27 protein-coding genes are annotated in these 25,459 nt (G+C 65.7%); 20 read left to right on the forward strand and 7 right to left on the reverse strand.

What is annotated here, in order from left to right:
• Positions 1–2: 2 nt before the first annotated feature.
• From hisG to GO999_RS02225, 15 genes are all read left to right on the forward strand, one after another.
• A complete protein-coding gene (gene hisG / locus GO999_RS02155; RefSeq protein ID WP_016725130.1) occupies positions 3–704 on the forward strand; it encodes an ATP phosphoribosyltransferase in 702 nt (233 codons plus the stop codon).
• Entirely contained in the window at positions 701–2,029 is a 1,329-nt protein-coding gene (hisD, locus tag GO999_RS02160; RefSeq protein WP_011002857.1) for a histidinol dehydrogenase, read from the forward strand. The genes hisG and hisD overlap by 4 nt, the downstream gene beginning before the upstream one ends.
• Positions 2,030–2,039: 10 nt before the next feature.
• Positions 2,040–3,170, forward strand: coding sequence for a histidinol-phosphate transaminase (gene hisC / locus GO999_RS02165; protein WP_016725129.1), 1,131 nt, complete (start codon positions 2,040–2,042; stop codon positions 3,168–3,170).
• Positions 3,167–3,757, forward strand: a complete 591-nt coding sequence (hisB, locus tag GO999_RS02170; RefSeq protein WP_011002855.1) for an imidazoleglycerol-phosphate dehydratase HisB — start codon at positions 3,167–3,169, stop codon at positions 3,755–3,757. The genes hisC and hisB overlap by 4 nt, the downstream gene beginning before the upstream one ends.
• A gap of 55 nt (positions 3,758–3,812) precedes the next feature.
• Complete coding sequence (locus GO999_RS02175) at positions 3,813–4,436, forward strand: MarC family protein (protein WP_011002854.1); 624 nt, start codon at positions 3,813–3,815, stop codon at positions 4,434–4,436.
• Complete coding sequence (gene hisH / locus GO999_RS02180) at positions 4,433–5,086, forward strand: imidazole glycerol phosphate synthase subunit HisH (protein WP_016725127.1); 654 nt, start codon at positions 4,433–4,435, stop codon at positions 5,084–5,086. Before GO999_RS02175 ends, hisH begins: the two co-directional genes overlap by 4 nt.
• A 75-nt stretch (positions 5,087–5,161) precedes the next feature.
• The gene (gene hisA, locus GO999_RS02185) at positions 5,162–5,905 is read left to right on the forward strand and encodes a 1-(5-phosphoribosyl)-5-[(5-phosphoribosylamino)methylideneamino]imidazole-4-carboxamide isomerase (protein ID WP_011002852.1); all 744 of its coding nucleotides are present in this window, start codon (positions 5,162–5,164) and stop codon (positions 5,903–5,905) included.
• A gap of 69 nt (positions 5,906–5,974) precedes the next feature.
• On the forward strand, positions 5,975–6,745 hold the full coding sequence (hisF, locus tag GO999_RS02190; protein ID WP_011002851.1) for an imidazole glycerol phosphate synthase subunit HisF: 771 nt from the start codon (positions 5,975–5,977) through the stop codon (positions 6,743–6,745).
• A 2-nt stretch (positions 6,746–6,747) separates the two neighbouring features.
• On the forward strand, positions 6,748–7,170 hold the full coding sequence (gene hisI, locus GO999_RS02195; RefSeq protein WP_011002850.1) for a phosphoribosyl-AMP cyclohydrolase: 423 nt from the start codon (positions 6,748–6,750) through the stop codon (positions 7,168–7,170).
• Entirely contained in the window at positions 7,163–7,537 is a 375-nt protein-coding gene (locus tag GO999_RS02200; protein ID WP_011002849.1) for a phosphoribosyl-ATP diphosphatase, read from the forward strand. Before hisI ends, GO999_RS02200 begins: the two co-directional genes overlap by 8 nt.
• 67 nt (positions 7,538–7,604) lie before the next feature.
• On the forward strand, positions 7,605–7,958 hold the full coding sequence (locus GO999_RS02205) for a DUF4870 family protein (protein ID WP_209317307.1): 354 nt from the start codon (positions 7,605–7,607) through the stop codon (positions 7,956–7,958).
• Between the two features lie 61 nt (positions 7,959–8,019).
• Positions 8,020–8,277 carry a Sec-independent protein translocase subunit TatA gene (tatA, locus tag GO999_RS02210; protein WP_011002847.1) on the forward strand — a complete coding sequence of 86 codons (258 nt, stop codon included), beginning with the start codon at positions 8,020–8,022 and terminating at the stop codon, positions 8,275–8,277.
• A 21-nt stretch (positions 8,278–8,298) separates the two neighbouring features.
• Complete coding sequence (gene tatB / locus GO999_RS02215) at positions 8,299–8,817, forward strand: Sec-independent protein translocase protein TatB (protein WP_011002846.1); 519 nt, start codon at positions 8,299–8,301, stop codon at positions 8,815–8,817.
• Positions 8,818–8,873: 56 nt separating this feature from the next.
• Complete coding sequence (gene tatC / locus GO999_RS02220; protein WP_028861032.1) at positions 8,874–9,677, forward strand: twin-arginine translocase subunit TatC; 804 nt, start codon at positions 8,874–8,876, stop codon at positions 9,675–9,677.
• Positions 9,678–9,826: 149 nt separating this feature from the next.
• The gene (locus GO999_RS02225) at positions 9,827–11,155 is read left to right on the forward strand and encodes an IS4 family transposase (RefSeq protein ID WP_211906513.1); all 1,329 of its coding nucleotides are present in this window, start codon (positions 9,827–9,829) and stop codon (positions 11,153–11,155) included.
• 48 nt (positions 11,156–11,203) lie between these two features.
• Here GO999_RS02225 and GO999_RS02230 read toward each other — a convergent pair whose 3' ends face one another.
• The 5 genes from GO999_RS02230 to GO999_RS02250 form a co-directional block, all read right to left on the reverse strand.
• Complete coding sequence (locus tag GO999_RS02230) at positions 11,204–12,280, reverse strand: ABC transporter ATP-binding protein (protein ID WP_011002844.1); 1,077 nt, start codon at positions 12,278–12,280, stop codon at positions 11,204–11,206.
• Complete coding sequence (locus GO999_RS02235; RefSeq protein ID WP_011002843.1) at positions 12,273–14,084, reverse strand: ABC transporter permease; 1,812 nt, start codon at positions 14,082–14,084, stop codon at positions 12,273–12,275. Before GO999_RS02235 ends, GO999_RS02230 begins: the two co-directional genes overlap by 8 nt.
• Positions 14,085–14,168: 84 nt before the next feature.
• The gene (locus tag GO999_RS02240; protein ID WP_011002842.1) at positions 14,169–15,266 is read right to left on the reverse strand and encodes an ABC transporter substrate-binding protein; all 1,098 of its coding nucleotides are present in this window, start codon (positions 15,264–15,266) and stop codon (positions 14,169–14,171) included.
• Positions 15,267–15,383: 117 nt separating this feature from the next.
• Positions 15,384–16,886 carry a sensor histidine kinase gene (locus GO999_RS02245; RefSeq protein ID WP_211906514.1) on the reverse strand — a complete coding sequence of 501 codons (1,503 nt, stop codon included), beginning with the start codon at positions 16,884–16,886 and terminating at the stop codon, positions 15,384–15,386.
• The gene (locus GO999_RS02250) at positions 16,883–17,590 is read right to left on the reverse strand and encodes a response regulator (RefSeq protein ID WP_011002840.1); all 708 of its coding nucleotides are present in this window, start codon (positions 17,588–17,590) and stop codon (positions 16,883–16,885) included. The genes GO999_RS02245 and GO999_RS02250 overlap by 4 nt, the downstream gene beginning before the upstream one ends.
• Before the next feature lie 94 nt (positions 17,591–17,684).
• Here GO999_RS02250 and GO999_RS02255 point away from each other — a divergent pair, with 94 nt between their 5' ends.
• Positions 17,685–18,827, forward strand: a complete 1,143-nt coding sequence (locus GO999_RS02255; RefSeq protein WP_016724686.1) for an ABC transporter substrate-binding protein — start codon at positions 17,685–17,687, stop codon at positions 18,825–18,827.
• 335 nt (positions 18,828–19,162) lie between these two features.
• A complete protein-coding gene (locus GO999_RS02260; protein WP_016724687.1) occupies positions 19,163–20,302 on the forward strand; it encodes a porin in 1,140 nt (379 codons plus the stop codon).
• A 472-nt stretch (positions 20,303–20,774) separates the two neighbouring features.
• Here the strand turns inward: GO999_RS02260 and GO999_RS02265 are convergent, their stop codons facing one another.
• Positions 20,775–21,986, reverse strand: coding sequence for a Do family serine endopeptidase (locus GO999_RS02265; protein WP_011002837.1), 1,212 nt, complete (start codon positions 21,984–21,986; stop codon positions 20,775–20,777).
• 19 nt (positions 21,987–22,005) lie between these two features.
• On the opposite strand from GO999_RS02265, the gene GO999_RS02270 reads away from it, so the two are divergent.
• Complete coding sequence (locus tag GO999_RS02270; RefSeq protein WP_011002836.1) at positions 22,006–22,752, forward strand: Nif3-like dinuclear metal center hexameric protein; 747 nt, start codon at positions 22,006–22,008, stop codon at positions 22,750–22,752.
• 13 nt (positions 22,753–22,765) lie between these two features.
• Here GO999_RS02270 and mscL read toward each other — a convergent pair whose 3' ends face one another.
• On the reverse strand, positions 22,766–23,191 hold the full coding sequence (mscL, locus tag GO999_RS02275; protein WP_003263430.1) for a large conductance mechanosensitive channel protein MscL: 426 nt from the start codon (positions 23,189–23,191) through the stop codon (positions 22,766–22,768).
• A gap of 245 nt (positions 23,192–23,436) precedes the next feature.
• Here mscL and petA point away from each other — a divergent pair, with 245 nt between their 5' ends.
• Complete coding sequence (petA, locus tag GO999_RS02280) at positions 23,437–24,045, forward strand: ubiquinol-cytochrome c reductase iron-sulfur subunit (RefSeq protein WP_011002835.1); 609 nt, start codon at positions 23,437–23,439, stop codon at positions 24,043–24,045.
• 2 nt (positions 24,046–24,047) lie between these two features.
• The gene (locus GO999_RS02285) at positions 24,048–25,451 is read left to right on the forward strand and encodes a cytochrome b (protein WP_118871995.1); all 1,404 of its coding nucleotides are present in this window, start codon (positions 24,048–24,050) and stop codon (positions 25,449–25,451) included.
• The last annotated feature ends 8 nt before the right edge of the window (positions 25,452–25,459 follow it).

Raw genomic sequence — 25,459 nt, forward strand, 5'->3', positions numbered from 1 at the left:
CCATGAACGCTTTCCAGTCCGCCTCCGACCAGCTCACGCTGGCACTGTCGAAGGGGCGCATCTTTGAAGAGACGCTGCCGCTGCTGAAGGCGGCCGGCATCGAGGTGACCGAAGATCCGGAAACCTCGCGCAAGCTGATCCTGCCGACCTCCGATCCGGCGCTGCGCGTGATCATCGTGCGCGCCTCCGACGTGCCGACCTACGTGCAGTACGGCGCGGCGGATTTCGGCGTGGCCGGCCGCGACGTGCTGATGGAGCACGGCATGGCGGGCCTGTATGCGCCGATCGACCTGAACATCGCCCGCTGCCGCATGTCGGTGGCGGTGCCGGCCGGCTTCGACTATGCCAGCGCAGTGCGCCAGGGCGCGCGGCTGTCGGTGGCCACCAAGTATTTGAACACCGCGCGCGAGCATTTCGCCAAGAAGGGCGTGCACGTCGACCTGATCAAGCTGTACGGCTCGATGGAGCTGGGTCCGCTGGTGGGCCTGGCCGATGCCATCGTCGACCTGGTCAGCACCGGCGGCACGCTGCGCGCGAACAACCTCGTCGAGGTGGAGGAGATCGTGCAGATCTCGTCCCGGCTGGTCGTCAACCAGGCCGCGCTGAAGCTCAAGCGCGAACGGTTGGCGCCCATCCTCGACGCTTTCGAGCGCGCTTCGCGGCCGGCCGGTGCCGAGCCCGAGCGTGTCGGAGAACCCGCATGAGCCTGACCCTCCGCAAACTGGATTCGGCCGACGCCGGATTCGCGGCGCAACTGCGCCAGGTGCTCGCCTTCGAGGCGAGCGAAGACGAAGCCATCGACCGCGCCGCCGCGCAGATCCTGGCCGACGTGAAGGTGCGCGGCGACGCCGCCGTGCTGGAGACCACGCTGCGCTTCGACCGCGTCGAAGCCGACAGCGTGGCCGCGCTGGAGCTGTCGCCGGTGGTGCTGCAGGCCGCGCTGGACGGCCTGGAGCCCACGCGCCGCGCCGCGCTGGAGGCCGCCGCCGCCCGCGTGCGCGCCTACCACGAGAAGCAGAAGATCGAGTGCGGCACGCATAGCTGGGAGTACGCGGAAGCCGACGGCACCGTGCTCGGCCAGAAGGTCACGCCGCTCGACCGCGTCGGCATCTACGTGCCGGGCGGCAAGGCGGCGTACCCGTCGTCGGTGCTGATGAACGCGATTCCGGCGCGTGTGGCCGGCGTCAAGGAAATCATCATGGTGGTGCCCACGCCGGGCGGCGTGCGCAACGAACTGGTGCTGGCCGCGGCCTGCATCGCCGGAGTGGACCGCGTGTTCACCATCGGCGGCGCGCAGGCGGTGGGCGCACTGGCCTATGGCACCGAGACCGTGCCCGCCGTCGACAAGATCGTCGGCCCGGGCAACGCCTACGTGGCGGCGGCCAAGCGGCGCGTGTTCGGCACGGTCGGCATCGACATGATCGCCGGGCCGTCCGAGATCCTCGTCATCTGCGACGGCACCACCGATCCGGACTGGGTGGCGATGGACCTGTTCTCGCAGGCCGAGCACGACGAGCTTGCGCAGTCGATCCTGCTGTGCCCGGACGCCGGCTTCATCGCCCAGGTGGAAGCCAGCATCCGGCGCCAGCTCGACGACATGCCGCGCAAGGAGGTGATTGCCGCCTCGCTGTCGGGCCGCGGCGCGCTGATCCAGGTACGCGACATGGACGAGGCGTGCGAGATCGCCAACGACATCGCGCCGGAGCACCTGGAGATCTCGGCCGAGAACCCGCGCCAGTGGGCCGAGCGCATCCGCCATGCCGGCGCCATCTTCCTCGGCAAGTACACCAGCGAGTCGCTGGGCGACTACTGCGCGGGCCCGAACCACGTGCTGCCGACCTCGCGCACGGCGCGCTTCTCGTCGCCGCTGGGCGTGTACGACTTCATCAAGCGCTCCAGTCTGATCGAGGTGAGCGAGGCGGGCGCGCAGATGCTGGGCGAGATCGCCTCCGAACTGGCCTACGGCGAGGGGTTGCAGGCGCATGCCCGCAGCGCTGAATACCGCCTGCAGCGCACCACCACCGAGTGATCCGATCCGCATGACCATGAACGCCAACGCACCTGTCCAGCCCTCTCTCGATGACCTGCTCGGCCGCATCGTGCGCGACGATGTGCGCGCGATGGGCGCGTACCACGTGCCCGACGCCTCCGGCATGGTCAAGCTGGACGCGATGGAGAACCCCTACCATCTGCCGGCCATGCTGCGCGACGCGCTCGGCAAGCGGCTGGCCGAGGTGGCGCTGAACCGCTACCCGGTGCCCACCGCCGACGCGCTCAAGGCCCAGCTCAAGCGCGTGATGCGCGTGCCGGCCGGCGCCGACGTGCTGCTGGGCAACGGCTCGGACGAGATCATCAGCCTGATCGCCATCGCCGCGGCCAAGCCCGGCGCGACCGTGCTGGCGCCGGTGCCGGGCTTCGTGATGTATGCGATGTCGGCGCAGCTGATGGGGCTGAAGTTCGTGGGCGTGCCGCTCAGGGCCGATCTCACCCTCGACCGCGAAGCGATGCTGGCCGCCATGGCCGAGCACCAGCCCGCCGTCATCTACCTGGCCTATCCGAACAACCCGACCGGCAACCTGTTCGACGCGGCCGACATGGATGCGCTCCTCCGCGCCGCGCGCGGGCCGGTGTGCCAGAGCCTGGTGGTGGTCGACGAGGCCTATCAGCCGTTTGCCCAGCACAGCTGGATGCCGCGCCTGCCCGAGTTCGACCACCTGCTGGTGATGCGCACCGTCTCCAAGCTGGGCCTGGCGGGCATCCGCCTGGGCTACGTGGCCGGCCACCCGAAGTGGATCGCCGAGCTCGACAAGGTGCGCCCGCCGTACAACGTGAACGTGCTGACCGAAGCCACCGCCGCGTTCGTGCTCGACCACGTGGACGTGCTCGATGCCCAGGCAGCGACCCTGCGTGCCGAGCGTACCCGGCTGATCGATGCGCTGTCCGCCCAGCCGGGCGTGACGGTGTTCCCGAGCGCCGCCAATTTCCTGCTGCTGCGCGTGCCCGATGCCGCCGGCCTGTTCGAGCGCTTGCTCAAACGGCGGGTCCTGGTCAAAAACGTCAGTAAAATGCACCCGTTGCTGGCCAACTGTCTGCGCGTGACGGTCAGCAACCCCGAAGAAAATGCGCAATTTCTTGATGCCTTTGCCGCATCGCTGCAGGACACCCCATGAGCCGCCGTGCCGAGGTCACTCGCAACACCTCCGAAACGCAGATCCGCGTCGCCCTTGATCTGGACGGCACGGGCAAGCAGACGCTGAATACCGGCGTTCCCTTCCTCGACCACATGCTCGACCAGATCGCCCGTCATGGCATGGTCGACCTGGACGTCACGGCCACCGGCGACACCCACATCGACGATCACCACACCGTGGAAGACGTCGGCATCACGCTCGGCCAGGCGGTCGCCAAGGCTATCGGCGACAAGAAGGGCATCGTGCGCTACGGCCATAGCTACGTGCCGCTGGACGAAGCCCTGTCGCGCGTGGTGATCGACTTCTCCGGCCGTCCGGGCCTGGAGTTCCACGTGCCGTTCACGCGGGCGCGCGTGGGCAGCTTCGACGTGGACCTGTCCATCGAATTCTTCCGCGGGTTCGTCAACCATGCCGGCGTGACGCTGCATATCGACAACCTGCGCGGCGTCAACGCGCATCACCAGATCGAAACCGTGTTCAAGGCCTTCGGCCGCGCGCTGCGCATGGCGGTGGAGATCGATCCGCGTGCCGCCGGCACGATCCCGTCGACCAAGGGCGCGCTCTGATTCCACGCATCGGCACGGCCGCGCCCGCCCGATACCTGACCGGCCACCCGATCCCATGGATCTGACCAAGAGCTTCTTTTCGCTGCTGGCACTGATCAACCCGATCGGGGCGATCCCGTTCTTCATCAGTTTGACCGAGAGCCAGACGGATGAGGAAAAGCGGCGCACGATCAAGACCGCGTCGGTTTCGGTGGCGCTGGTGATCGGCATCAGCGCGCTGCTGGGCGAGCAGATCATCGGTTTCTTCGGTTTTTCGGTCGGCTCGCTGCAGGTGGGCGGCGGGATCATCATGATCATGATCGCGCTGAACATGCTGAACGCGCAGACCAGCCGCACCAAGGCCACGCCGGAGGAAGAGGACGAGGCCGGCGTGCGGGCCAGCATCGCGGTGGTGCCGCTGGCGATCCCCTTGCTGACGGGCCCGGGCTCGATCAGCACGGTGATCGTCTACGCGGGCAAGACTCAGCACTGGTACGAGCTGCTCTTCCTGGCCGGCGTGGGCGTGCTGATCGCGCTGGTGGTGTGGATCGTGCTGCGCGCAGCCGAGCCGATCGCCCGCGTGATCGGCCGCACCGGTATCAACGTCGGCACGCGCCTGATGGGGTTGATCCTCGCGGCGCTGGCCGTGGAATTCATCGTCGACGGGCTGAAAACCCTGTTGCCTGTTCTCAAATCATGACTACGATTGCAATTGTCGATTACGGCATGGGCAACCTGCGCTCGGTGGCGCAGGCCCTGCGTACCGTTGCCCCGGACGCCGATGTGCGCATCAGTGCGCAGGCCGACGAGATCCGGGCCGCTGACCGGGTGGTGCTGCCGGGGCAGGGCGCCATGCCCGACTGCATGGCGGCCTTCGACCAGTCCGGACTGCGCGAAGCCGTGCTCGAGGCCGCGCGCACCAAGCCGATGCTCGGCGTGTGCGTGGGCGAACAGATGCTGCTGGAGCGCAGCGCCGAGGCGCGCGCCGGCGAGGCGTTCACGGCGGGCCTGGGGCTGATTTCCGGCGATGTGATCCGCTTCGACCTGGACGGCCGGTTGCAGCCGGACGGTTCGCGGTACAAAGTGCCTCAGATGGGCTGGAACCGCGTGCACCAGAGCCGAACCCATGCGCTGTGGGCCGGCGTGCCGGACCAGAGCTACTTTTACTTCGTGCACAGTTACTATGCACGGCCGGCGCACCCCGACGAATCGGTCGGGGAGACCGAATACGGTGTGCGGTTTACCTGCGCCATTGCCCGGGATAATATTTTCGCAACACAGTTTCACCCGGAAAAAAGTGCGCAGGCCGGCTTGCAGATCTACCGGAATTTCGTGCACTGGAAGCCCTGACGTCGTTCGTCACAGACGCACCCGTTTTTTCGAACCTGTTTTTTATTTTTCCCCCTCAACTTTGTCGTCACGCTTATGTTGCTCATCCCGGCCATCGACCTGAAGGACGGTCAGTGTGTGCGCCTCAAACAAGGCGATATGGATCAAGCCACCGTGTTCTCGGAAGACCCCGCCGCCATGGCGCGGCATTGGGTCGACCAGGGCGCGCGCCGGCTGCATCTGGTCGATCTGAACGGCGCCTTCGTGGGCAAGCCCCGCAACGAGGCGGCGATCAAGGCCATCATCGCCGAGGTGGGCAGTGAGATTCCGGTGCAGCTCGGCGGCGGCATCCGCGATCTCAACACCATCGAACGCTGGCTGGACGACGGGCTGTCGTACGTCATCATCGGCACGGCGGCGGTCAAGAATCCGGGCTTCCTGCAGGACGCCTGCACCGCGTTCGGCGGCCACATCATCGTTGGGCTCGATGCCCGCGACGGCAAGGTGGCGACCGACGGCTGGAGCAAGCTGACCGGCCATGAAGTGGTGGATCTGGCCCGCAAGTACGAAGACTACGGCGTCGAATCCATCATCTACACCGACATCGGCCGCGATGGCATGCTGCAGGGCATCAATATCGACGCGACGGTCAAGCTGGCGCAGTCGGTGTCGATCCCGGTGATCGCCAGCGGCGGCCTGTCCAGCCTGAAGGACATCGACCACCTGTGCGCCGTGGAGAGCGAGGGCGTGGAGGGCGTGATCTGCGGGCGCGCCATCTACTCGGGCGACCTCAATTTCCGGGAAGCGCAGGACCACGCGGACAAGCTCGGCGCGGCCTAAGCGGTCTCTCCCGGGCCCGCCGGGTCCGGGTCTTTAGGGCATTCCGGGCGTATCGACGCCTGCCTCATCATGCTAGCCAAACGAATCATCCCCTGCCTGGACGTGACCAACGGCCGGGTGGTCAAGGGCGTCAATTTCGTCGAATTGCGCGACGCGGGCGACCCCGTCGAGATCGCGCGCCGTTACGACGAGCAGGGCGCCGATGAAATCACTTTTCTCGACATCACCGCGACGTCCGACGGGCGCGACCTGATCCTGCACATCATCGAAGCGGTGGCGTCGCAGGTGTTCATTCCGCTGACTGTCGGCGGCGGCGTGCGCGCGCTCGAAGATGTGCGCCGGCTGCTGAACGCGGGTGCCGACAAGATCAGCATGAACTCGTCCGCGGTGGCGAATCCGCAGCTGGTGTCGGACGCCAGCGCTCGCCACGGCGCGCAGTGCATCGTGGTGGCCATCGATGCCAAGAAGGTGTCGGCCGACGGCGAGCCGCCGCGCTGGGAAGTCTTCACGCACGGCGGGCGCAAGGCGACCGGCCTCGATGCCGTGGCCTGGGCCCGCGAGATGGCGCGACGCGGCGCTGGCGAGATCCTGCTGACCAGCATGGACCGCGACGGCACCAAGAGCGGCTTCGATCTGGAACTGACGCGCGCGGTGTCGGATGCTGTGCCGGTGCCGGTCATTGCCTCGGGCGGGGTCGGCAACCTGCAGCATCTGGCCGACGGCATCAAGCTGGGGCATGCCGACGCGGTGCTCGCCGCGAGCATCTTCCACTACGGCGAACACACGGTCGGCGAGGCCAAGCGGTTCATGGCGCAACAAGATATTCCGGTGCGGATGTGATCATGTCCAGGAAATGGCTCAACAAGGTGAAGTGGGACGATCACGGGCTGGTGCCGGTCATCGTGCAGGAGCAGGGCAGCAATGACGTCCTGATGTTTGCCTTCATGAACCGCGAAGCGCTGCAGAAGACGGTCGAGACCGGCGAGGCCGTGTTCTGGTCGCGCTCGCGCAAACGCCTGTGGCACAAAGGCGAGGAGTCCGGCCACATCCAGCAGGTGCACGAGATTCGCCTCGACTGCGACGAAGACGTGGTCTTGCTCCGCGTCACGCAGGTCGGCGGCATCGCCTGCCATACTGGTCGCCACGCGTGCTTCTTCCAGAAATTCGAGGGCACCGCGGAGGACGGCGATTGGCACACCGTCGAACCCGTGCTCAAGAATCCTGACGACATCTACGCCGGCAAGCCCGGCCACAACCATGAGTGACACCCTGCGCCGCCTGGGCGAGGTGCTCGAATCCCGCAAGCTCGCCAACGGCGGTGACCCGGAGAAGAGCTACATCGCCCGTCTGTTCCACAAGGGCGACGACGCCATCCTCAAGAAGATCGGCGAAGAGGCCACCGAGACCGTGATGGCCGCCAAGGACGCCCGCGCCGCCGGCATGACCGACGAGGCGCGCGGCAAGGTCGTCTACGAGGTGGCCGACCTGTGGTTCCACACCATGGTGCTGCTGTCGCACTTCGACCTGACGCCCGACGACGTGGTCAACGAACTGGCGCGCCGCGAAGGGCTCTCGGGCCTGGAGGAGAAGGCGCTGCGCAAGTCGCAGGCGCGCGATGCGGCCGGTGACTGAGGCCGCGGGTGACTGACACGGCGGCCGATCGCCGCAGGGAGGCAGCGTGGACAAATACGGATCGGCGATGGCGCTGACGGACGATGCGGAACGGCTGGCCGGACTGCGGCGGCTGACCCACATCCTGTATGCGCTGTACGCCATTTTCTGGCTGACCGGCGGCATCACCGCACTGATTGCCATCATCGTCGGATACGTGAAGCGCGACGATGTGCGGGGCACGCTGTACGAATCGCATTTCCGCTGGCAGATCCGTTCGTTCTGGTGGTGCGTATTGTGGGGTGTGATCGGCGTGCTGCTGATCCCGCTGGCCTTTCTCGGCTTCGCCGTACTGTGGGCCCTGGGCATCTGGATGCTGTATCGTATCGTGAAGGGCTGGCTGTATCTCAACGACAGCAAGCCGATGTACGCCAATCCGTAACATCAATCATGGCGCCGCCATCGCTGCGGTGCCGCCAGCCGTACTTACGTGGGAGTAGGACATGGGTTCCTTTAGCATTTGGCACTGGCTGATCGTGCTGCTGATCATCATGATGGTGTTCGGCACCAAGAAGCTGCGCAACATCGGTTCGGACCTCGGCAGCGCGGTCAAGGGCTTCAAGGAAGGCATGCGTGAAGGCTCGGAAGACAAGCCGGCCGGTTCGCAGCAAGGGCAGCAGGCCGCCGGCCAGCCGCCGCGCGAACTGCACGATTCGACGACCATCGACGTCGAAGCGCGCGACAAGTCCAAGCAAGGCTGACCGTTTGCGCACCGCTGACCGATGATCGATCTCGGCATCTCCAAGCTGGCGCTGATCGGCGCGGTGGCGCTGGTCGTCATCGGGCCGGAGCGCCTGCCCAAGGTGGCACGCACGGCCGGGGCCCTGATCGGCCGCGCGCAGCGCTATATCGCCGACGTGAAGGCCGAAGTCAGCCGCGAGATCGAACTCGAGGAGCTGCGCAAGATGCGCACCGAGTTCGAGGAGGCCGCGCGCAATGTCGAGCAGACCATCCACCAGGAAGTCAGCCGGCACACCTCCGAGATCAATGAGCGCCTGAACGAGGCGCTCGGCGATCCGGCATCGCGCCAGACGGCCACGCAGGCCGCCGAGTGGCGCCCGGCGCCGGCCAAGTCGCGCAACGGCCGCAACAGCTGGCGCAACAAGCAGCTGGCGATGCCGAAATGGTATCGCCGCAAGCAGGGCGTGCGCATGTGGGCACAGTCCGGCGCCGCGCGCGTCAAGCGCCACCGTCCGCCCATCGTCGCCGCGCAGTCGCGCGGCCGGTCCTTCTTCGAATGAATGATCGTCCGGGTGCCGCCGATGCGGCGCCCCGACCGCTTCCCATCCCCGTCGACATGAGTGCCGCTCCGCACGATCCGCACGATTCGCCCGAGGACGGCGCACCGGAAACCTTCATCTCGCACCTGGTCGAGCTGCGCGAGCGCATCGTCAAGGCCGGCGCGGGCGTGATGCTGATCTTCCTGGGCCTGGTGTACTGGGCGCCCGACATCTTCAACCTGTTCTCGCGTCCGCTGATGCAGGCGCTGCCCAAGAACGGCCACATGATCGTCACCGATGTCACCGGCTCGTTCTTCGTGCCGATGAAGGTGACGCTGCTGGTGGCCTTCCTGGTCGCGCTGCCGTGGGTGCTGTACCAGATCTGGCGTTTCGTGGCGCCGGGGTTGTACGCGCACGAGAAGCGCATGGTCCTGCCGCTGGTGGTGAGCAGCTACGTGCTGTTCCTGTGCGGCGTGGCGTTCGCGTACTTCCTGGTCTTCCCGACCGTGTTCAAGTTCATGGCGCACTACAACGCGCCGCTGGGCGCGGAGATGTCGACCGACGTCGACAAGTACCTCAGCTTCGCCATGACCACCTTCCTGGCCTTCGGCATCACCTTCGAGGTGCCGGTGGTGGTGATCGTGCTGGTGCGCTTCGGCATCGTCAGCCTGGAGAAGCTGCGGCAGATCCGGCCGTACGTGGTGGTGGGGGCGTTCGTGATCGCGGCCGTCGTCACGCCGCCGGATGTGATGTCGCAGCTGTTGCTGGCCGTGCCGCTGTGGCTGCTGTACGAGCTGGGCCTGATCCTGGCCGCGATCTTCATCCGCAAGACCGCGGTGCCCGACACCGAGACGGAACATCTTCCGGTGGTGAAGGACTGATCGACTGATTCGCGGGTCACCCAACCGTCATCCAAAAGAAAAGGCAGCCGAGGCTGTAATGCCGTTCAGTTAAGCCTGAACGGCATTTTTCATTGGAGGAGGCGAAGTGGTTGTAAACGGCGAGTTGGGCTGTTAACGTTTCGGCTGCGATGCTTGCCAGCCACCTCACCTATCTGCTCGAAGCACAACAGCCGGCCGATCTGAGCCGGCTGGCAGAGCATCTGCCCTACGAGTGGATCGAGCGCGCGGTGACAGCGACAGGCACGGCAAGCATCCGGCGCCGGCGCTTGCCCGCCGAGCAAGTAGTCTGGCTGGTGATTGCCCTGGCGATGTACCGTCACTGGTCGATCAGCGAAGTGGTAGACAGCCTTGATCTGGCCCTGCCCAACGAGAGCGCCGCCCTTGTCAGCAAGAGCGCAATCACCCAAGCGCGCGAGCGGATTGGCCAGGCACCGCTGGCGTGGCTGTTCAAGCGGACGGCGCAAGCATGGACGCTGCAGGATGGAGCCCGTCATGCGATCAAGGGCTTGAGCCTGTGGGCGATCGACGGCACTACGCTGCGCACCGCCGACAGCCCCGCCAACCGCGAGCACTTCGGCGCGCAAGGCTATGCCAGCGGCAAGGTGGCCAGCTATCCGCAGGTACGGGCGGTCACGCTCACCGCCATCCCGACGCATCTGGTGGCCGACATCCGCTTCGGCCGCTATGACACCAACGAGATGGTGTATGCCAAGGACCTGCTGCCCGAGATTCCGGACGATTCCCTGACGGTCTTCGATCGCGGCTTTGTGAGCGCCGAGATCCTGTGCAGCCTGACGATGAACGGCCGCAACCGCCACTTCCTGATTCCCGCCAAGTCCAACACGCGCTGGGAAGTCATCGCCGGCAGCGCTGAAGATGCGATGGTGCGCATGCGCACCTCGCCGCAAGCGCGCAAGAAGTGCCCGCAACTGCCCGAATACTGGGACGCGCGGGCGGTGCGCACCATCGATGCACGCGGGCGCGAGCGGGTGCTGCTGACCTCGTTGACCGATCGGCGGCGCTTCAAACCATCCGATCTGGCGGCCTGCTACAGCCGCCGCTGGCAGATCGAAACCAGCTATCAGGAACTGAAACAGTCCATGCTTGGCATGGAGTTGACCTTGCGCAGCCGCACGGTCGAGCGGGTGTATCAGGAAATCTGGGGCGCGCTGATCGCCTACAACCTGATTCGCCGGGAGATCGCCTGTGCCGCTCAGGAGGCCAAGCTCGCACCGGCCGACATCAGCTTCGTGCGCGCCTTGCACACGATCCAGCACGAAATGATGTGGGCCGCCTTGACCCCCGCATACGCCAAGCTACCCGACTGCCTCAAGCGCCTGCGCGAACGGCTCAAGTCCTTGCCCAACGAAAAACGACCCGGCCGCTCTTGCAACCGGGTCGTCAAATCTCGCCCTTCTCGTTACTCCGTCCGATACATCAAACGGGACCTTAACTGAACGGCATTACAGCCGAGGCTGCCTTTTTTGCTGCGTGGCGGATGCCGGTCACGCCGCGAACAGCCAGAACTGCTCGCGCGGGAAGGTCAGCGCGTACTCGCCGTCGCCGGGTGCATTGCTGGCGTAGGCGCGCAGGCCGGTGCCGGCCGCGCCGGTGCCGCGGAACAGGCATTCCCAGCGGTCGCCCAGATACATGCGCGTGGCCAGCGGCAGGCGGATGGTGTTGTCGGCGTTGTCCAGGCCGACGCGCACCTGTTCCAGCCGGATCACGCCATGCGCCGTCGCGCCGGGCTTCAGGTCGCCGCGCGCCACGCCCCACAGCGACCAGCCGCCGGCTTCGTCCACCAGCCGCGCCATGCCGTCGCGCACTTCGGCGATCTTGCCGTTGATGCGGTTGTTGCTGCCCATGAACTCGGCGGTAAACAGCGTTTCCGGCGCGCCGTACATCTGCTCGGGCGTGCCCTGCTGTTCGATCACGCCGTTGTTGAGCAGCAGGATGCGATCCGACATCGCCATCGCCTCGCCCTGGTCGTGCGTGACCATCAGTGCCGACAGGCCCAGGCGCACGATCAGCTCGCGCAGGAAGGCGCGGGCCTCTTCGCGCAGCTTGGCGTCGAGGTTGGACAGCGGCTCGTCCAGCAGGATCACGGGCGGGTTGTACACCAGCGCGCGGGCGATCGCCACGCGCTGCTGCTGGCCGCCGGAGAGCTGGCTCGGGAAGCGCTCGCCCAGGTGGCCGAGGCCGAGCTGCTGCAGCACGGCCTGCACGCGTTCCTTGATCTGCGCGGGCGGCGTCTTGCGCAGCTTGAGCGGGTAGGCGACGTTCTCGGCGACGGTCTTGTGCGGCCACAGCGCGTAGGACTGGAACACCAGGCCCAGGTTGCGCGCCTCGGCCGGCACGTCCAGGCCGGCGGCGTCGTCGAACATCACGCGCTCGCCGATCTTGACCGTGCCGCTGCTGGCCTGCTCCAGGCCGGCGACGGCGCGCAGCAGTGTGGTCTTGCCCGAGCCCGACGGGCCCAGCAGCGACACCACTTCGCCCTTCTGCAACTGCATCGAGACACCCTTGAGCACCGGGTTGTTGCCGTATTCCAGGTGCAGGTCGTTGACGGTGAGTTCAATCATGGAGCTTCACTCCGAAACGCAGTGCAATGCCGAGGCCCACGGCCACCAGCACAATGTTGACGAAGGACAGCGCAGCGACGATGTCGATGGCGCCGCCCGCCCACAGGGAAACCAGCATCGAGCCGATGGTCTCGGTGCCCGGCGACAGCAGGTACACGCCGGTCGAGTATTCCCGCTCGAAAATCAGGAAGATCAGCAGCCAGGCGCCGAGCAGGCCGTAGCGCGTGAGCGGCACGGTCACGTCGCGCGTGGTGCGGGCGCGCGAGGCGCCGACCGAGCGGGCGGCTTCCTCCAGCTCGGGGCCGACCTGCAGCAGCGCGGCCGAAATCAGCCGCAGGCCGTAGGCCATCCACACCACCGAGTAAGCGATCCACACGCTGAAGATCGTGCTGCGCAGATTGCGCAGGACCGGCACCACGTGCTCGATCATCCAGCCGGCGAAGGGCACGCTGCTGTCGGTCAGCGCGGTCTCGATCCAGTTCGGCACGAACAGGAACACCCACAGGAACGCCAGGCCGGCCAGCAGACCGGGAATCGCGCGCGGCACCAGCACGCTGTAATCCAGGACGCGTGTCCAGCCGTCCGGCTTGCGGTGCATGGCCAGGCCGATGCAGGTGTAGCAGCCTACCGCCAGCGCGCCGCCGATCACGCCGATCAGCACGGTGTTGATGATCGCCCGCAGGAACTGCGGCTGCTCGAAGATCTGGTGGAACGCCGTGGTCGAGATCGCCTCCATCAGCGACACGCCTTCGCCCCAGTTCGACACGAAGGCGCGCAGCGCGATGCCCGACAGCGGCACGATCACCGTCACGAAGAACCACAGCACCACCACCGCCCACGCCGGCCAGCGCCACTTGCCGAGCGGCAGCGGACGGCTGCGCGTGACCTTGCCCTTGACGGTGACGAAGCGGTTGGCCGAGCGCAGCATGTAGCGTTGCAGCAGCACCAGCGGGAAGGTCACCATCACCAGGCAGACCGCCACGGCCGCCATCAGGTGGTAGGCCGGCGTGCCCAGCTTGTTGGTCAGCTTGTACAGGTACGTCGCCAGCACCAGGTGGCCTTCCGGGTCGCCCAGCACCAGCACCAGCCCGAACACTTCGAAGCCCAGGAAGATCACCAGCACGGCGGCGTACAGCAGCGCCGGCCGCACCATCGGCAGGCTCACATTGAGCGCCACCGACAGCGGCGATGCCCCCGAGATGCGCGCGGCTTCCTCCACATCGGAACCCAGGCTGCGCAGCGCCGACGACACGTACAGATACACGTGCGGCACGTGCGTGAGCCCGGCGATGATGATGATGCTGGTGAACGAATACACGTTCCACGGCGCGCCGCCGAACAGCTGCTTGAACCAGATCGTATAGAAGCCGACCGGACCGGCCGACACCACATAGCCGAACGCCAGCACCATCGGCGAGACGAACACCGGGATCATCAGCATCGGCTCGATGATGCGGCGGCCCGGCAGGTCGGAGCGCACCATCAGGAAGGCCAGGATGCCGCCCAGCGGCACCGAGATCACCGCCAGCCCGAAGGCCAGCGCGGTGGATTTCTCGAACGCGTGCCAGAAGTCCGGATCGGTGAAGATGAAGCGATACGCATCGAGCCCCGCCAGCGCGTCGGGCATGAAGAACGGCGCGGAGAGGAAGCTCTGGTAGAAGATCAGCGCCAGCGGCGTGAAGATCGCCAGCGCGGTGAGCAGGATGACCACGCCGCGCGGCAAAGCTTGTCCCACGCGCGTCCAGGGCGAGCGTTGCGGAATGGCTTGCGATGCGGCGGCACGGTCGTGCGTCAGGGAACGCATAGTGCCTCCAGGTAGATCCCGGCCCCGCCCGGCAAAGGTGCGGGCGCCGGATGGTCGGTCAGGCGAAGAGTGTCGGCGCGCGCATCAGCGGCCGGCGGCGGTGCGCCATTGCTTGATGAAATCCAGGCGCTTCTTCGGTTCGAGGAAGGTCAGCACGGATTCGTCCACCGGGATCGGCTTGATGGACTGGCCCAGGATCTGCTTCAGGCCGGCGGCGGTGGCTTCGCCCGTCACGTCGTCACGCAGCGAGTGCAGGTCCGACTTGTTGGCGAGGATGTCCTGGCCGCGCTTGGACAGGATGTAGTCCAGCCACAGCTTGGCCGCGTTCGGATGCTGCGCCTTTTTGGCGATCATCGCCACGCGCGAGACCACCAGCGTGTAGTCCTTCGGATAGACGATGCCGATCGACGGATCCTTCTTGGCGCGCGCCATCGCATACGAACCGAGGATGTTGTACGCCAGCAGGTTCTCGCCCGAGGCCACGCGCTCCATCATCGTGCCGGTGGAGGACTGCAGCACCAGGTTCGGGCCGACAGCCTTGATGAAATCGAGGTACTGCGGCGAATCCTGGTTGTCCTGCGCGGCCATCATGAAGCCCACGGCGGACTTTTCGATGTCGTAGGTCGTGACCTTGTTCTTGAAGCGCTCCGGCTGGCTGGCGACCAGCTTGGCGAAGTCGGCATGCGTCTGCGGCACTTCCGTGTCCTTCACCAGGCGCTTGTTGTAGAGGAACACGGCCGGCTCGTACGTCGTGCCGTAGGCCAGGCCCTTGTAGACGGCCCACTTCGGCAGGCTGGCCGCTTCGGGCGACTGGTACGTCAGCGCGTAGGTCTGCGCCAGCTTGAGCTGCGAATCCATCGACGAGTTCCACATCATGTCGGCCGAGGCGCCGCCTGCGGCCTGCTCGCTGATGAAGCGGTTGTACAGCTCACTGCTGTTCATGTCGTTGTATTCGACCTTCACGCCCGGATACAGCGACTCGAAATCCTTGATCAGCGGATCGGCCGCCTTGGTATCGGTGGTCGCGTAAACCACGACCTTGCCTTCCTTCTTGGCGGCGGCGATGGTGTCGGCGTAACTGGCCGGGTAGCCGGCGGGGACTTGAGCGAAGGCAGCGGTGCCCAAGGTGAGGGCGGCAGCAGTGACTGCGGCGCGCGCAGGCGCAAAGTGACCACGAAGCATGGGTTGTCTCCAGGTTTGCTTGTGATGGCATGGAGTCGGCCGCTTTTTCTTGCGCGGCTCTGTACAGATGACCCCAGGTGCGGCGGATTATAGAAATCGCGCGCTTTCGTCATGCTTTCATTGCACCTGCTGCGTCGCAGCATGCTGAGTGCCGGTGGCGGTCCTTGTCAGCGGTACCCGGATCCGGGCGGAAAGCCCCACGCCGCCACAGCTGTTCGGCTCGCCGTCGGCCAGCTCGATCCGCCCGCCGCTGCGGGCGGCATAGGCGCGCGCGATGGCCAGCCCCAGCCCCGAGCCTTCGGCGGCATAGCGCGCATCCTTGTGGCCGCCCGGCTGCGTCCCGCCCTCGTGCGCGCGGCGGAAGCGCTCGAAGGCATGGGCACGTTCCACGGCATTCATGCCGGGGCCCGTGTCGTCCACGCAAACGAGTGCGGCGTCGCTGTCCTTGATGGCGCGCACGGTGATGCGGCCGCCCGGCGGCGTATAGCGGATGGCGTTGTGCACGAGGTTGGACAGCGCCTCGCGCAGGAACGCCGGATAGCCCGACACCGGCAGCGCCGCGGCCAGTCCGCTGTCGTCCCAGCCCAGGTCCTGCTGCTTTTCGCGCGCCAGCGGTAGCGCATCGACCACCACGCTGCGCGCGAGCTCGCCCAGATCGAAGGTCTCGGGCGGCGCATCCTGGCCGGCGTGGCGGGCACGCGCCAGCGCCAGCAGCTGGGAGGTCAGGCGATTGGTGGACTGCAATCGCGCGATGATGGCGGTCAGGCCCTCGCGCACCCGCACCGGATCGGTCTCGCGCAGCGCGTACTCGGCCTGGGTCAGCAGCACCGCCAGCGGCGTGCGCAGCTGGTGCGATGCATCGGCCAGGAACTGGCTCTGCGCCGCCGCCAGTTCGGCATAGCGATGGATGTGGTGGTTGATCGCCTGCACCAGCGGCCGCACTTCGGCCGGCACGTCGGTGGCGTCGAGCGGGCGCAGGTCATCGGAGGCGCGCGCGGCAATGCCGCGTGCCAGTCGCTTGAGCGGCCGCAGCGCCAACGTCACGCCCAGCCATAGCAGCGCCACGCTCACCGCCACCAGCGCGGCATCGCGGGCCAGCATGCCGCGCCACACCGCTTGCTGCAGCGCGCGCCGCGTCTCGATGGTCTCGGCCACCTGGATCACGATGCGCGCCGGCAGCCCCGGCTGGTACAGCGGCTTGGCCACGGCAGCGATCCGTACCGGCTCGCCGTGGTATAGCGTGTCGTAGAAGCGGGGCGTGTCGTTGTCGAGCGCGCCGGCCGGCAGCGGCAGGTCGGCGTAGCCGGTGAGGGCCGCCGCCCCGGCCGCCTGTTCGTAGGCGACCCGGTAGTACACGTTGCTCTGCGCGGTCGACTCGAACATCGACAGCGCGACGTATGGCACGTTGACCTGCACCTGCCCGCGCTCGATCGTCACGCCGTTCTCGATGGCGCGCACCGAGCCGAGCAGTGCGCGGTCGTAGGCGCGGTCGGTCGCCGTGCGCAGCGACTGGTACGCCGACAGCGTATCGATCGCCAGCACGCCGACCAGCCCCGGCAGCAGGAGCCACAGCAGCGTCAGCTTGAGGCTGCGCGGCAGCAAGGCAAAGCGTCGCGTCATGGCGCGGATGTGTCGCCCGCCGCCTGCGGGACGCCGCTCGCTTCGGCTTCGAGCAGGTAGCCCAGCCCGCGCACCGTGACGATCTGCACACCGGACCCCGCCAGCTTCTTGCGCAGGCGATGCACGACCACTTCCACGGCGTCCGGGCTGGAATCGCTGTCCAGATTGAACACCTTGTCGAACAGATGGACCTTGCTGATCGGTTGCCCGGTCTTGTGCAGCAGCGCGGACAGCGCGGCGTGCTCGCGCGGCGTCAGCGACAGCGGCTCGCCCGCCAGCAGGAAGGCCTTGCGGCCGGTGTCGAATTCCAGCGGTCCGCAGCGCAGGCGCGGGAACGCCCGGCCCCGGCTGCGGCGGATCAGCGCCATCAGCCGCGCTTCGAGCTCCGTCAGCGCAAACGGTTTGGTGAGGAAGTCGTCGGCGCCGGCGTTCAGGCCGCGCACGCGCTCGTCCAGTGCGCCCTGGGCCGTCAGGATCAGCACCGGCGTGCGATCGTCGCGCGCGCGCATGTCGGCCAGCACGGCAAAGCCGTCCTTGCGCGGCAGGCGCAGGTCCAGCACGACGGCGTCGAATTCGCCCGAGGCCAGGAACGCTTCCGCCGCCAGCCCGTCCGCCGCGCGCTCCACCACGAAGCCGCTCTGCGCCAGCGCGCGCGCGAGCCACGCCGCCAGTTCCCCTTCATCCTCCACCAGCAAGATCCGCATCGGGTGTCTCTCAATATCGTTCTGAGTGCTTTTTCATGATAATGCTTGGCGCCCGTTCAACGACCTCACCCAATTCGACGCGGCGCCGATTCGCATGCCGTCCATCTCCGATACCCGACGTCGCTGGCTGTGCCGGGCCGCCGCGCTGCTGGCCGCGGGCGGTCTTGCCGCCGCCAAGAGCCCGGCGCAATGGCTGGGCCGTCCCGCCCCCGAGTTCCCGCCGTACTATCCGCGCGACTACGGCGTGGTGTTCGATGCCGCCCGGCGGGAAGGCCGCGTCACGGTGTATTCCACGACCGACTTCGCGGCAGCCCACCCGCTCATTCGGGCATTCGAGGCCCGCTATCCCGGGGTCACGGTCGACTACCGCGAGCAGAACAGCGATGACCTCTATCGCCGCTACCTCGTCGAACTGGCCTCGGGCACGCCGGGCGCGGACGTGGTCTGGAGTTCATCCATGCCGGAGCAGTTCAAGCTGGTCAACGATGGCCACGCCCTGCCGTATGCGTCACCCGAGCGGCCGTACCTGCCGTCCTGGGCCATCTGGAAGAACGAGGCCTACGGCACCAGCTACGAGCCGATCGTGTTCGTCTACAACGCTCGCCAGCTTCCCGCCGAGCTGGTGCCCGCCACCCACGCCGACTTCGCCCGCATCCTGACCGCGCACCGCGATCTCCTGCGCGGGCGGGTGGCTTCGTACGACATCGAGCATTCCGGTTCGGCCTTTCTGTTCGCCGCCGAAGACGCGCGCACCACGCCGGTGTTCTGGGACGTCGCCCGCGCGCTGGGCGCGGCCAACGTCAACCTCTATATCACTACCGCCGCGATGCTCGAGCGGGTCGCCTCCGGCGAAAGCCTGCTCGCCTACAACGTGATCGGTTCCTACGCGGCGCGCTACGCCGACCGCAATCCCGCGCTGGCGATCAAGATGCCGGCGGACTATACGCTGGTCGCCACGCGCGTCGCCTTCATCGCACGCCGCACCACGCATCCCAACGCCGCGCGGCTATGGCTCGACTTCGTGCTCTCGCGCGAAGGGCAGAGCGTGATGGCCAACCGCGCCTTTCTCTTCTCATTGCGCCAGGACGTGGAAACCGGCCTGACCGCGAAGCGCCTGCTCGCCGAGCTGGGCAATACGCATCGTCCGATTCCGGTCGGGCCGGGTTTACTCGCGCATCAAGATCAGCTCCGTCGTGCCGATTTCCTCAAGCGATGGCATGCCGCGCTGGGTCGCTAGAAAAGTGATTCATTAATCATCTTATGTGACTCGCGTGGCTGAAAGGCGACAATCTTGCCGTGCCAAGTCGGGGCGACAAAGCGCTTCGACCGGGTTGCCGCCGTCGCCCGCCAACCCCTGCGCCATCGCCGAAAAAACCCGCGGAGACCCCCGTCGGAGGGGGCTTCCCGCCTGTTGCCCATGAGCAACAATTCGGCCGCCAATCCGCCCGCAGAGCCAAAAAGGGTTTCCAGAATCCGTCAGCGCTGGCCCATAATGCCGTCAGACGTGAGGTTCCTGCGTCGTCCATAAGGACAGTCAAGATTTCCCAATCAGTTGACAAGGAAAGTGTCGATATGAAAATGAAACTGTTTGCAGCTGCTGTTGCAGCTCTGGCCGCCGGTGGCGCCTACGCTCAATCGTCCGTGACTCTGTACGGTGTGGCCGACGTCGGCGTGGAATGGGCCAACAAGGTGCCGGGCGCTGACGGCCAAGGCCATTCGCGCGTTGCAATGCAGTCGGGCAACCTGTCCGGCTCGCGCTGGGGCCTGCGTGGCGTTGAAGACCTGGGCGGTGGCCTGAAGGGTATCTTCAACCTGGAAAGCGGCTTCAACCTCGATACCGGCACGTCGGCACAAAACAGCCGTCTGTTCGGCCGTAACGCCTACGTCGGTCTGCAAGGTCAATGGGGTCAGCTGACCCTGGGCCGTCAGCAAAACCTGCTGTACGACTTCGCACTGGCCTATGACCCGATGGCCATCGCTGGCCGTTACTCGATCACGGCGCAAGACGCCTTCATGGCTGGCCGTGCTGACAACGCCATCAAGTACATCGGCACGTTCGGTGGCCTGAGCGTTTCGGCTCTGTATGCGTTCAACCGCGACGGCCAAGAAGTTGCCGGCGTGAACAAGCTGGGCCGCGAGTGGAGCCTGGGTGCAAACTACGCTGCTGGCCCGTTCGGCCTGGGTGTGGTGTATGACCAATCGAATGGCACGGCAGCGTCGAACGCTTCGTTCGCTGCTCAGAACGCTGCGGCTGACACCAAGGAACAACGCGCCACGATCGCTGGCTCGTACGCCTTCGGCCCGGCCAAGCTGTACGCTGGCTATCGTTGGTACCACGCCAACTTCGCAACGGTTGCCGGCGCTGGCAACCTGCGTTCGAACCTGTACTGGCTGGGTGCTGGCTACCAAGCTACGCCGGCTCTGACGCTGACGGGCACGGCTTACTACCAACAGTTCAAGAACAGCGGTACGGGTAACCCGTGGCTGTTCGTTGTCGGTACCGACTACGCGCTGTCCAAGCGCACCGATGCCTACTTCAACGTCGCCTACGCTAAGAACAGCAATGGCTCGACGCTGGGTGTGGCCGGCATCAACGGCGCTTCGTCGGGTAACGCGACGACGCTGCAATCGACCGACAACCAAGTTCTGTCGAACTCCACCAACACCGGCAACCAGTTCGGTGCTGTGGTTGGTATCCGCCACAAGTTCTAATTTGACGCGCTCGTAAGGGCGCTTCGAATGAACGGCGAAACGCCGATCCCGAAAGGGGTCGGCGTTTTTCTTTGGGCTTTCGCCATCGCTGAGCGTCGATGTGCTGTGCGGGCGCGGTCACCGTGCGGCGGCACCGCGTGGCCGAGTTTGATATGGGCCTGTGGCGGGTGGTTTGGGTTTGTGGGGGCGACTGAGCCTCGTGTGCCTCTATTCTTTATTGGGACGAAGCCACCACAGCGGCAGTGCAACGGATCGCGAATTCCGGTAGGACGTGCCACTGGACCGGCTGCCATGCAGATTGCCTTGCGACACTGCTGGCATGCCGGGGCGGCAGCGACGCATTCCGTATCGCCGGACACTCGGATTCGCAGGGGGAGGAGCGGGTGGGGCCACTTGCTGCTTGCCCAGTACACACGCAAAGAAAATGGCGGCATGTCAGCCGCCATTTTGCTGCGTTGAGGATCAGGGGCGCCTACTGCGGCTGCTCGTCTTCGGGCGAGGGCATCGGCACATTGCGACGGACCGGAGGCGGGCGTTTCCCGACCATGATGGTCAGTTCAACGGGCTTGCCTTTGCGTGACACGGTCACCTTGGCTTCCGTGCTTGGCTTGAGCTGGGCAATGCTGTTCAGCAAGGCCGTGGTGTCCTGGATCGATTCGCCGTTGACGTTGATGAGGATGTCGCCCGGGCGCAGGCCGGCTCGATCGGCGGGGCCACCCTGGACGACTGCGGCAATCAGGGCGCCATCCTTGCGCGACAGGCCAAACGATTCGGCGATCTCCGGTGTCACGTCCTGCGGCTCGACGCCGATCCAGCCGCGCACCACGCTGCCGGTCGAGATGATCGATTCCATCACCTGCTTGGCCAGCGACACGGGAATTGCGAAGCCGATGCCGAGCGATCCTCCCGAGCGCGAGTAGATGGCCGTGTTAATGCCGAGCAGGTTGCCTTCGGCGTCGACCAGGGCTCCGCCCGAGTTGCCGGGGTTGATGGCTGCGTCGGTCTGGATGAAGTTCTCGAAGGTGTTGATGCCGAGGTGGCTGCGGCCCAGCGCCGACACGATCCCCATCGTCACAGTCTGGCCGACGCCGAACGGGTTGCCGATGGCCAGCACCACATCGCCGACGCGTACGTTCTCCAGGCGCCCGAGCGTGATGGCGGGGAGATTGGTCAGGCTGATCTTGAGCACGGCGAGGTCGGTTTCCGGATCCGTGCCGACCACTTTGGCATTGGCCTTGCGGCCGTCTGTCAGCGCGACTTCGATCTCGTCGGCGCCGTCCACTACATGATGGTTCGTTAGAATGTAGCCTTCCGGGCTGACGATGACGCCGGAGCCCAGGCTGGCCGTCGGTTCCTGGCGCTGCTCGGGCAGGCGGTCCCCGAAGAAGAAGCGGAACCACGGGTCCGCATTGGCCTGCGGGTTGTTGCGCTTGGGGGCGTTCTTGCTGCTGAAGATGTTGACCACCGCGGGCATCGCCACCTTGGCGGCTTCCGCGTAGGAATTGCTGGTGGTGCCGCTATGGCCCAGTGGCGCGACTTCCTTGAGCGCGACGATGGGCGAGCCGGATTGCACAGCCACCTTGCCGCGCTGCAACCACTCGGGTTTGAGGGTGGCGATCACAAACCATACCGCGAGAACGACAGTCACAGCCTGTGCGAAAAACAGCCAGAAGCGGCGCAACATAGGGTGAATTTCAGTCGAAATGGATCGAAAAGAACTTGAATTGTACTTGAACGACCTGTTGCAGGCGGCCCGCTTTCGGGACTATTGCCCCAATGGCCTGCAGGTACAAGGGCGCGACCCGATCGCGCACATCGTGACCGGCGTGACGGCCAGCCTGGCCCTGATCGAGGCTGCGATCGATGTCCGCGCCGACGCCATCCTGGTGCATCACGGCTACTTCTGGAAGGGAGAGGATGCCCGCGTGATCGGGCAGAAGCATGCGCGCCTGAAGCAACTGCTGGCGCATGACGTCAACCTGTTTGCCTACCATTTGCCGCTGGATGCGCATCCGACGCTTGGCAACAACGCCCAGTTGGGTGCGCTGCTCGGCATCCAGCCGACCGGGCGCTTCGGCGATGACGAGCTCGGCTGGATCGGCACGTTGCCCGAGGCCACCACCTTGGGCGCCTTTGCGGAGGTGGTGGCGGCACGGCTGGATCGCATGCCGCTGGTGATCGGCGGAGCGGATCGGCCGGTGCACACCATCGGCTGGTGCACCGGTGGCGCGCAGGGCTGGTTCGATGCGGCGGTGTCGGCCGGGGTGGACGTCTACCTCAGCGGCGAAGCGTCCGAGCAGACCACACATCTGGCCCGCGAGTCGGGTGTCGCCTATATTGGCGCGGGCCATCATGCCACCGAGCGCGGCGGCGTGCGCGCGCTCGGTAACCACCTTGCCGAGCACTTCGGGGTGCGCCACACCTTCATCGATATTCCGAATCCGGTGTGATTCAAGGTTACCTTTATTGATTCTTGGATTTCAGGCTGTCGCGGATATCGCGCAGCAGCAGCGTGTTTTCCGGCGTGTCGGCCGGCGGCGGGTTGGTGTCGATCACGCGGGTGATCGCGCGCACCATCAGGAACACGATGAAGGCCAGGATCAGGAAGTTGACGGCGACCGTGATGAAGTTGCCGTAGGCGAAGACCGGCACGCCCGCTTTCTTCAGGTCGGCCAGCGTCTGTGGCACGCCCGCGGGTGCATCGGCCAGTTGAATGAACAGATTCGAGAAATCGAGCTTGCCGACGATGCGCGCAACCAGCGGCATGATCAGGTCGTTGACCAGCGAGTCGACGATCTTGCCAAACGCCGCACCGATGATCACACCGACCGCCAAGTCGATCACGTTGCCGCGCATTGCGAATTTCTTGAAATCTTGCATTAGTGCCATCGGTTTTCTCCGGATTGTTTGATTCGGGACAAACGGCCAAGCTGCTGATCGGTTGACCTGAATTGTTAAAAGCGAGGTTGCAAGAGGCGTGCCGGGGCCGCGTCAGCATTGGGTTGGCGGGCGATCAGCGTGTCCACTATATCTGCAAGCCGTGTTGCCCGCGACCGCTATCGTTGGCTTGGTACGCTCGGGTATAATTTTCGGTTGACGCGAACCTATCTTGATTTCTCACCCTGGGGTCTTGAATGAGTGACCAGCAAAACGTGGACAAGGGTCGCCGTAATCTGCTGATTGCGACGTCCGTGGCTGGTGGTGTGGGAGGGGTAGCAGTGGCGGCCCCTTTCGTTTGCACATTCGCACCATCTGAGAAGGCCCGCGCGGCGGGCGCGCCCATCGAGGCGGACGTGAGCGACTTGGCCCCCGGCCAGATGAAGGTGGTGGAATGGCGCGGCAAGCCGGTCTGGCTGCTCAAGCGTACCCCCGAGATGCTGGAATCCCTCAAGAAGACCGACACCGAAGTCGCCGACCCCAAGTCCGACGTGCCCTTCACCATGAAGACGCCGGATTACTGCAAGAACGAAACCCGCTCCCGCGCCGAACACAAGGACCTGCTGGTCGTGGTCGGCATCTGCTCCCACCTTGGCTGCTCGCCGTCCGGCCCGTTTGTTTCCGGTGCCAATGCCCAGCTCGGCGCCGATCCCGGCTTTGTCTGTCCCTGCCACGGTTCCACGTTCGATCTGGCCGGCCGCGTCTTCAAGAACAAGCCGGCGCCGCAGAACCTGGACGTCCCCCCCTACATGTTCCTGTCCGATACGAAGCTGGTGATCGGTAAAGACGAGAAAGGAGAGGCTTGATCATGGCCGCTGAGAAGAAGGTGGAGACAACCGGGCTGCTGGGCTGGATCGATGCCCGCTTCCCGCTGACCGAGACATGGAAGGCGCACTTGTCGGAGTACTACGCGCCCAAGAATTTCAATTTCTGGTACTTCTTCGGTTCGCTGGCGCTGCTGGTGCTGGTCATCCAGATCGTCACCGGGATCTTCCTCGTGATGAACTACAAGCCGGACGGCACGCTCAACGCCGCCGGCATCCCGGTCGCCTACGCGAGCGTGGAGTTCATCATGCGCGAGGTGCCGTGGGGCTGGCTGGTGCGATACATGCACTCGACCGGCGCCTCGGCATTCTTCATCGTGGTCTACCTGCACATGTTCCGCGGGATGCTGTATGGCTCGTACCGCAAGCCACGCGAGCTGGTCTGGATCTTCGGCTGCCTGATCTTCCTGTGCCTGATGGCCGAAGCCTTCATGGGCTATCTGCTGCCCTGGGGCCAGATGTCGTACTGGGGCGCGCAGGTGATCGTGAACCTGTTCTCCGCCATCCCGCTGATCGGGCCGGATCTGTCGCTGTGGATCCGCGGCGACTACGTCGTGTCGGACGCGACGCTGAACCGCTTCTTCTCGTTCCACGTCATCGCCGTGCCGCTGGTGCTGCTGGGCCTGGTGGTGGCGCACATCATCGCGCTGCACGAGGTGGGCTCGAACAACCCGGACGGCGTCGAGATCAAGGCCAAGAAGGACGAGCGCGGTATTCCGCTCGATGGCATCCCGTTCCACCCGTACTACTCGGTGCATGACATCGTCGGCGTGGCGGTGTTCCTGTTCCTCTTCAGCGCGATCCTGTTCTTCGCGCCGGAAATGGGCGGCTACTTCCTGGAGGCCAACAATTTCATCCCGGCGGATTCGCTGAAGACGCCGCCGCACATCGCGCCGGTGTGGTACTTCACGCCGTTCTACTCGATGCTGCGCGCGACGACGTCGGCTTTCCTGCCGATCCTGTGGGGGTTCCTGGCGATCATGCTGGGCATGCTGTTCGTGCGCTGCAAGAGCATGAAGGTCAAGGGTGTGGCCGTGGCGGTCGCCGTGATCCTGGCGCTGGGTTTTGCTTTCATCGACGCCAAGTTCTGGGGCGTGGTGGTGATGGGCGGCTCGGTGGTGATCTTCTTCTTCATGCCGTGGCTGGACCAGTCGCCGGTCAAGTCGATCCGCTATCGCCCGGGCTTCCACAAGGTGCTGCTGGGGATCTTCGTGGTGGCCTTCGCGGTGCTCGGCTACCTCGGCATCCAGCCGCCTAGCCCGGCGGGCTCGATCGTGTCGCAGATCGGCACCATCGTGTACTTTGCGTTCTTCCTCGCGATGCCGGTCTGGAGCCGGATGGGGACGTTCAAGCCGGTGCCCGAGCGTGTCACGTTCAAGCCGCACTGATTCCAGCC

The organism is Ralstonia nicotianae (assembly GCF_018243235.1).
GTDB lineage: Bacteria > Pseudomonadota > Gammaproteobacteria > Burkholderiales > Burkholderiaceae > Ralstonia > Ralstonia nicotianae.

Coding starts and splice junctions, on each gene's coding strand:
- hisG (WP_016725130.1), top strand. CDS start 3: ATGAACGCTTTCCAGTCCGCCTCCGACCAGCTCACGCTGGCACTGTCG.
- hisD (WP_011002857.1), top strand. CDS start 701: ATGAGCCTGACCCTCCGCAAACTGGATTCGGCCGACGCCGGATTCGCG.
- hisC (WP_016725129.1), top strand. CDS start 2,040: ATGACCATGAACGCCAACGCACCTGTCCAGCCCTCTCTCGATGACCTG.
- hisB (WP_011002855.1), top strand. CDS start 3,167: ATGAGCCGCCGTGCCGAGGTCACTCGCAACACCTCCGAAACGCAGATC.
- GO999_RS02175 (WP_011002854.1), top strand. CDS start 3,813: ATGGATCTGACCAAGAGCTTCTTTTCGCTGCTGGCACTGATCAACCCG.
- hisH (WP_016725127.1), top strand. CDS start 4,433: ATGACTACGATTGCAATTGTCGATTACGGCATGGGCAACCTGCGCTCG.
- hisA (WP_011002852.1), top strand. CDS start 5,162: ATGTTGCTCATCCCGGCCATCGACCTGAAGGACGGTCAGTGTGTGCGC.
- hisF (WP_011002851.1), top strand. CDS start 5,975: ATGCTAGCCAAACGAATCATCCCCTGCCTGGACGTGACCAACGGCCGG.
- hisI (WP_011002850.1), top strand. CDS start 6,748: ATGTCCAGGAAATGGCTCAACAAGGTGAAGTGGGACGATCACGGGCTG.
- GO999_RS02200 (WP_011002849.1), top strand. CDS start 7,163: ATGAGTGACACCCTGCGCCGCCTGGGCGAGGTGCTCGAATCCCGCAAG.
- GO999_RS02205 (WP_209317307.1), top strand. CDS start 7,605: ATGGCGCTGACGGACGATGCGGAACGGCTGGCCGGACTGCGGCGGCTG.
- tatA (WP_011002847.1), top strand. CDS start 8,020: ATGGGTTCCTTTAGCATTTGGCACTGGCTGATCGTGCTGCTGATCATC.
- tatB (WP_011002846.1), top strand. CDS start 8,299: ATGATCGATCTCGGCATCTCCAAGCTGGCGCTGATCGGCGCGGTGGCG.
- tatC (WP_028861032.1), top strand. CDS start 8,874: ATGAGTGCCGCTCCGCACGATCCGCACGATTCGCCCGAGGACGGCGCA.
- GO999_RS02225 (WP_211906513.1), top strand. CDS start 9,827: ATGCTTGCCAGCCACCTCACCTATCTGCTCGAAGCACAACAGCCGGCC.
- GO999_RS02230 (WP_011002844.1), bottom strand. CDS start 12,280: ATGATTGAACTCACCGTCAACGACCTGCACCTGGAATACGGCAACAAC.
- GO999_RS02235 (WP_011002843.1), bottom strand. CDS start 14,084: ATGCGTTCCCTGACGCACGACCGTGCCGCCGCATCGCAAGCCATTCCG.
- GO999_RS02240 (WP_011002842.1), bottom strand. CDS start 15,266: ATGCTTCGTGGTCACTTTGCGCCTGCGCGCGCCGCAGTCACTGCTGCC.
- GO999_RS02245 (WP_211906514.1), bottom strand. CDS start 16,886: ATGACGCGACGCTTTGCCTTGCTGCCGCGCAGCCTCAAGCTGACGCTG.
- GO999_RS02250 (WP_011002840.1), bottom strand. CDS start 17,590: ATGCGGATCTTGCTGGTGGAGGATGAAGGGGAACTGGCGGCGTGGCTC.
- GO999_RS02255 (WP_016724686.1), top strand. CDS start 17,685: ATGCCGTCCATCTCCGATACCCGACGTCGCTGGCTGTGCCGGGCCGCC.
- GO999_RS02260 (WP_016724687.1), top strand. CDS start 19,163: ATGAAAATGAAACTGTTTGCAGCTGCTGTTGCAGCTCTGGCCGCCGGT.
- GO999_RS02265 (WP_011002837.1), bottom strand. CDS start 21,986: ATGTTGCGCCGCTTCTGGCTGTTTTTCGCACAGGCTGTGACTGTCGTT.
- GO999_RS02270 (WP_011002836.1), top strand. CDS start 22,006: ATGGATCGAAAAGAACTTGAATTGTACTTGAACGACCTGTTGCAGGCG.
- mscL (WP_003263430.1), bottom strand. CDS start 23,191: ATGGCACTAATGCAAGATTTCAAGAAATTCGCAATGCGCGGCAACGTG.
- petA (WP_011002835.1), top strand. CDS start 23,437: ATGAGTGACCAGCAAAACGTGGACAAGGGTCGCCGTAATCTGCTGATT.
- GO999_RS02285 (WP_118871995.1), top strand. CDS start 24,048: ATGGCCGCTGAGAAGAAGGTGGAGACAACCGGGCTGCTGGGCTGGATC.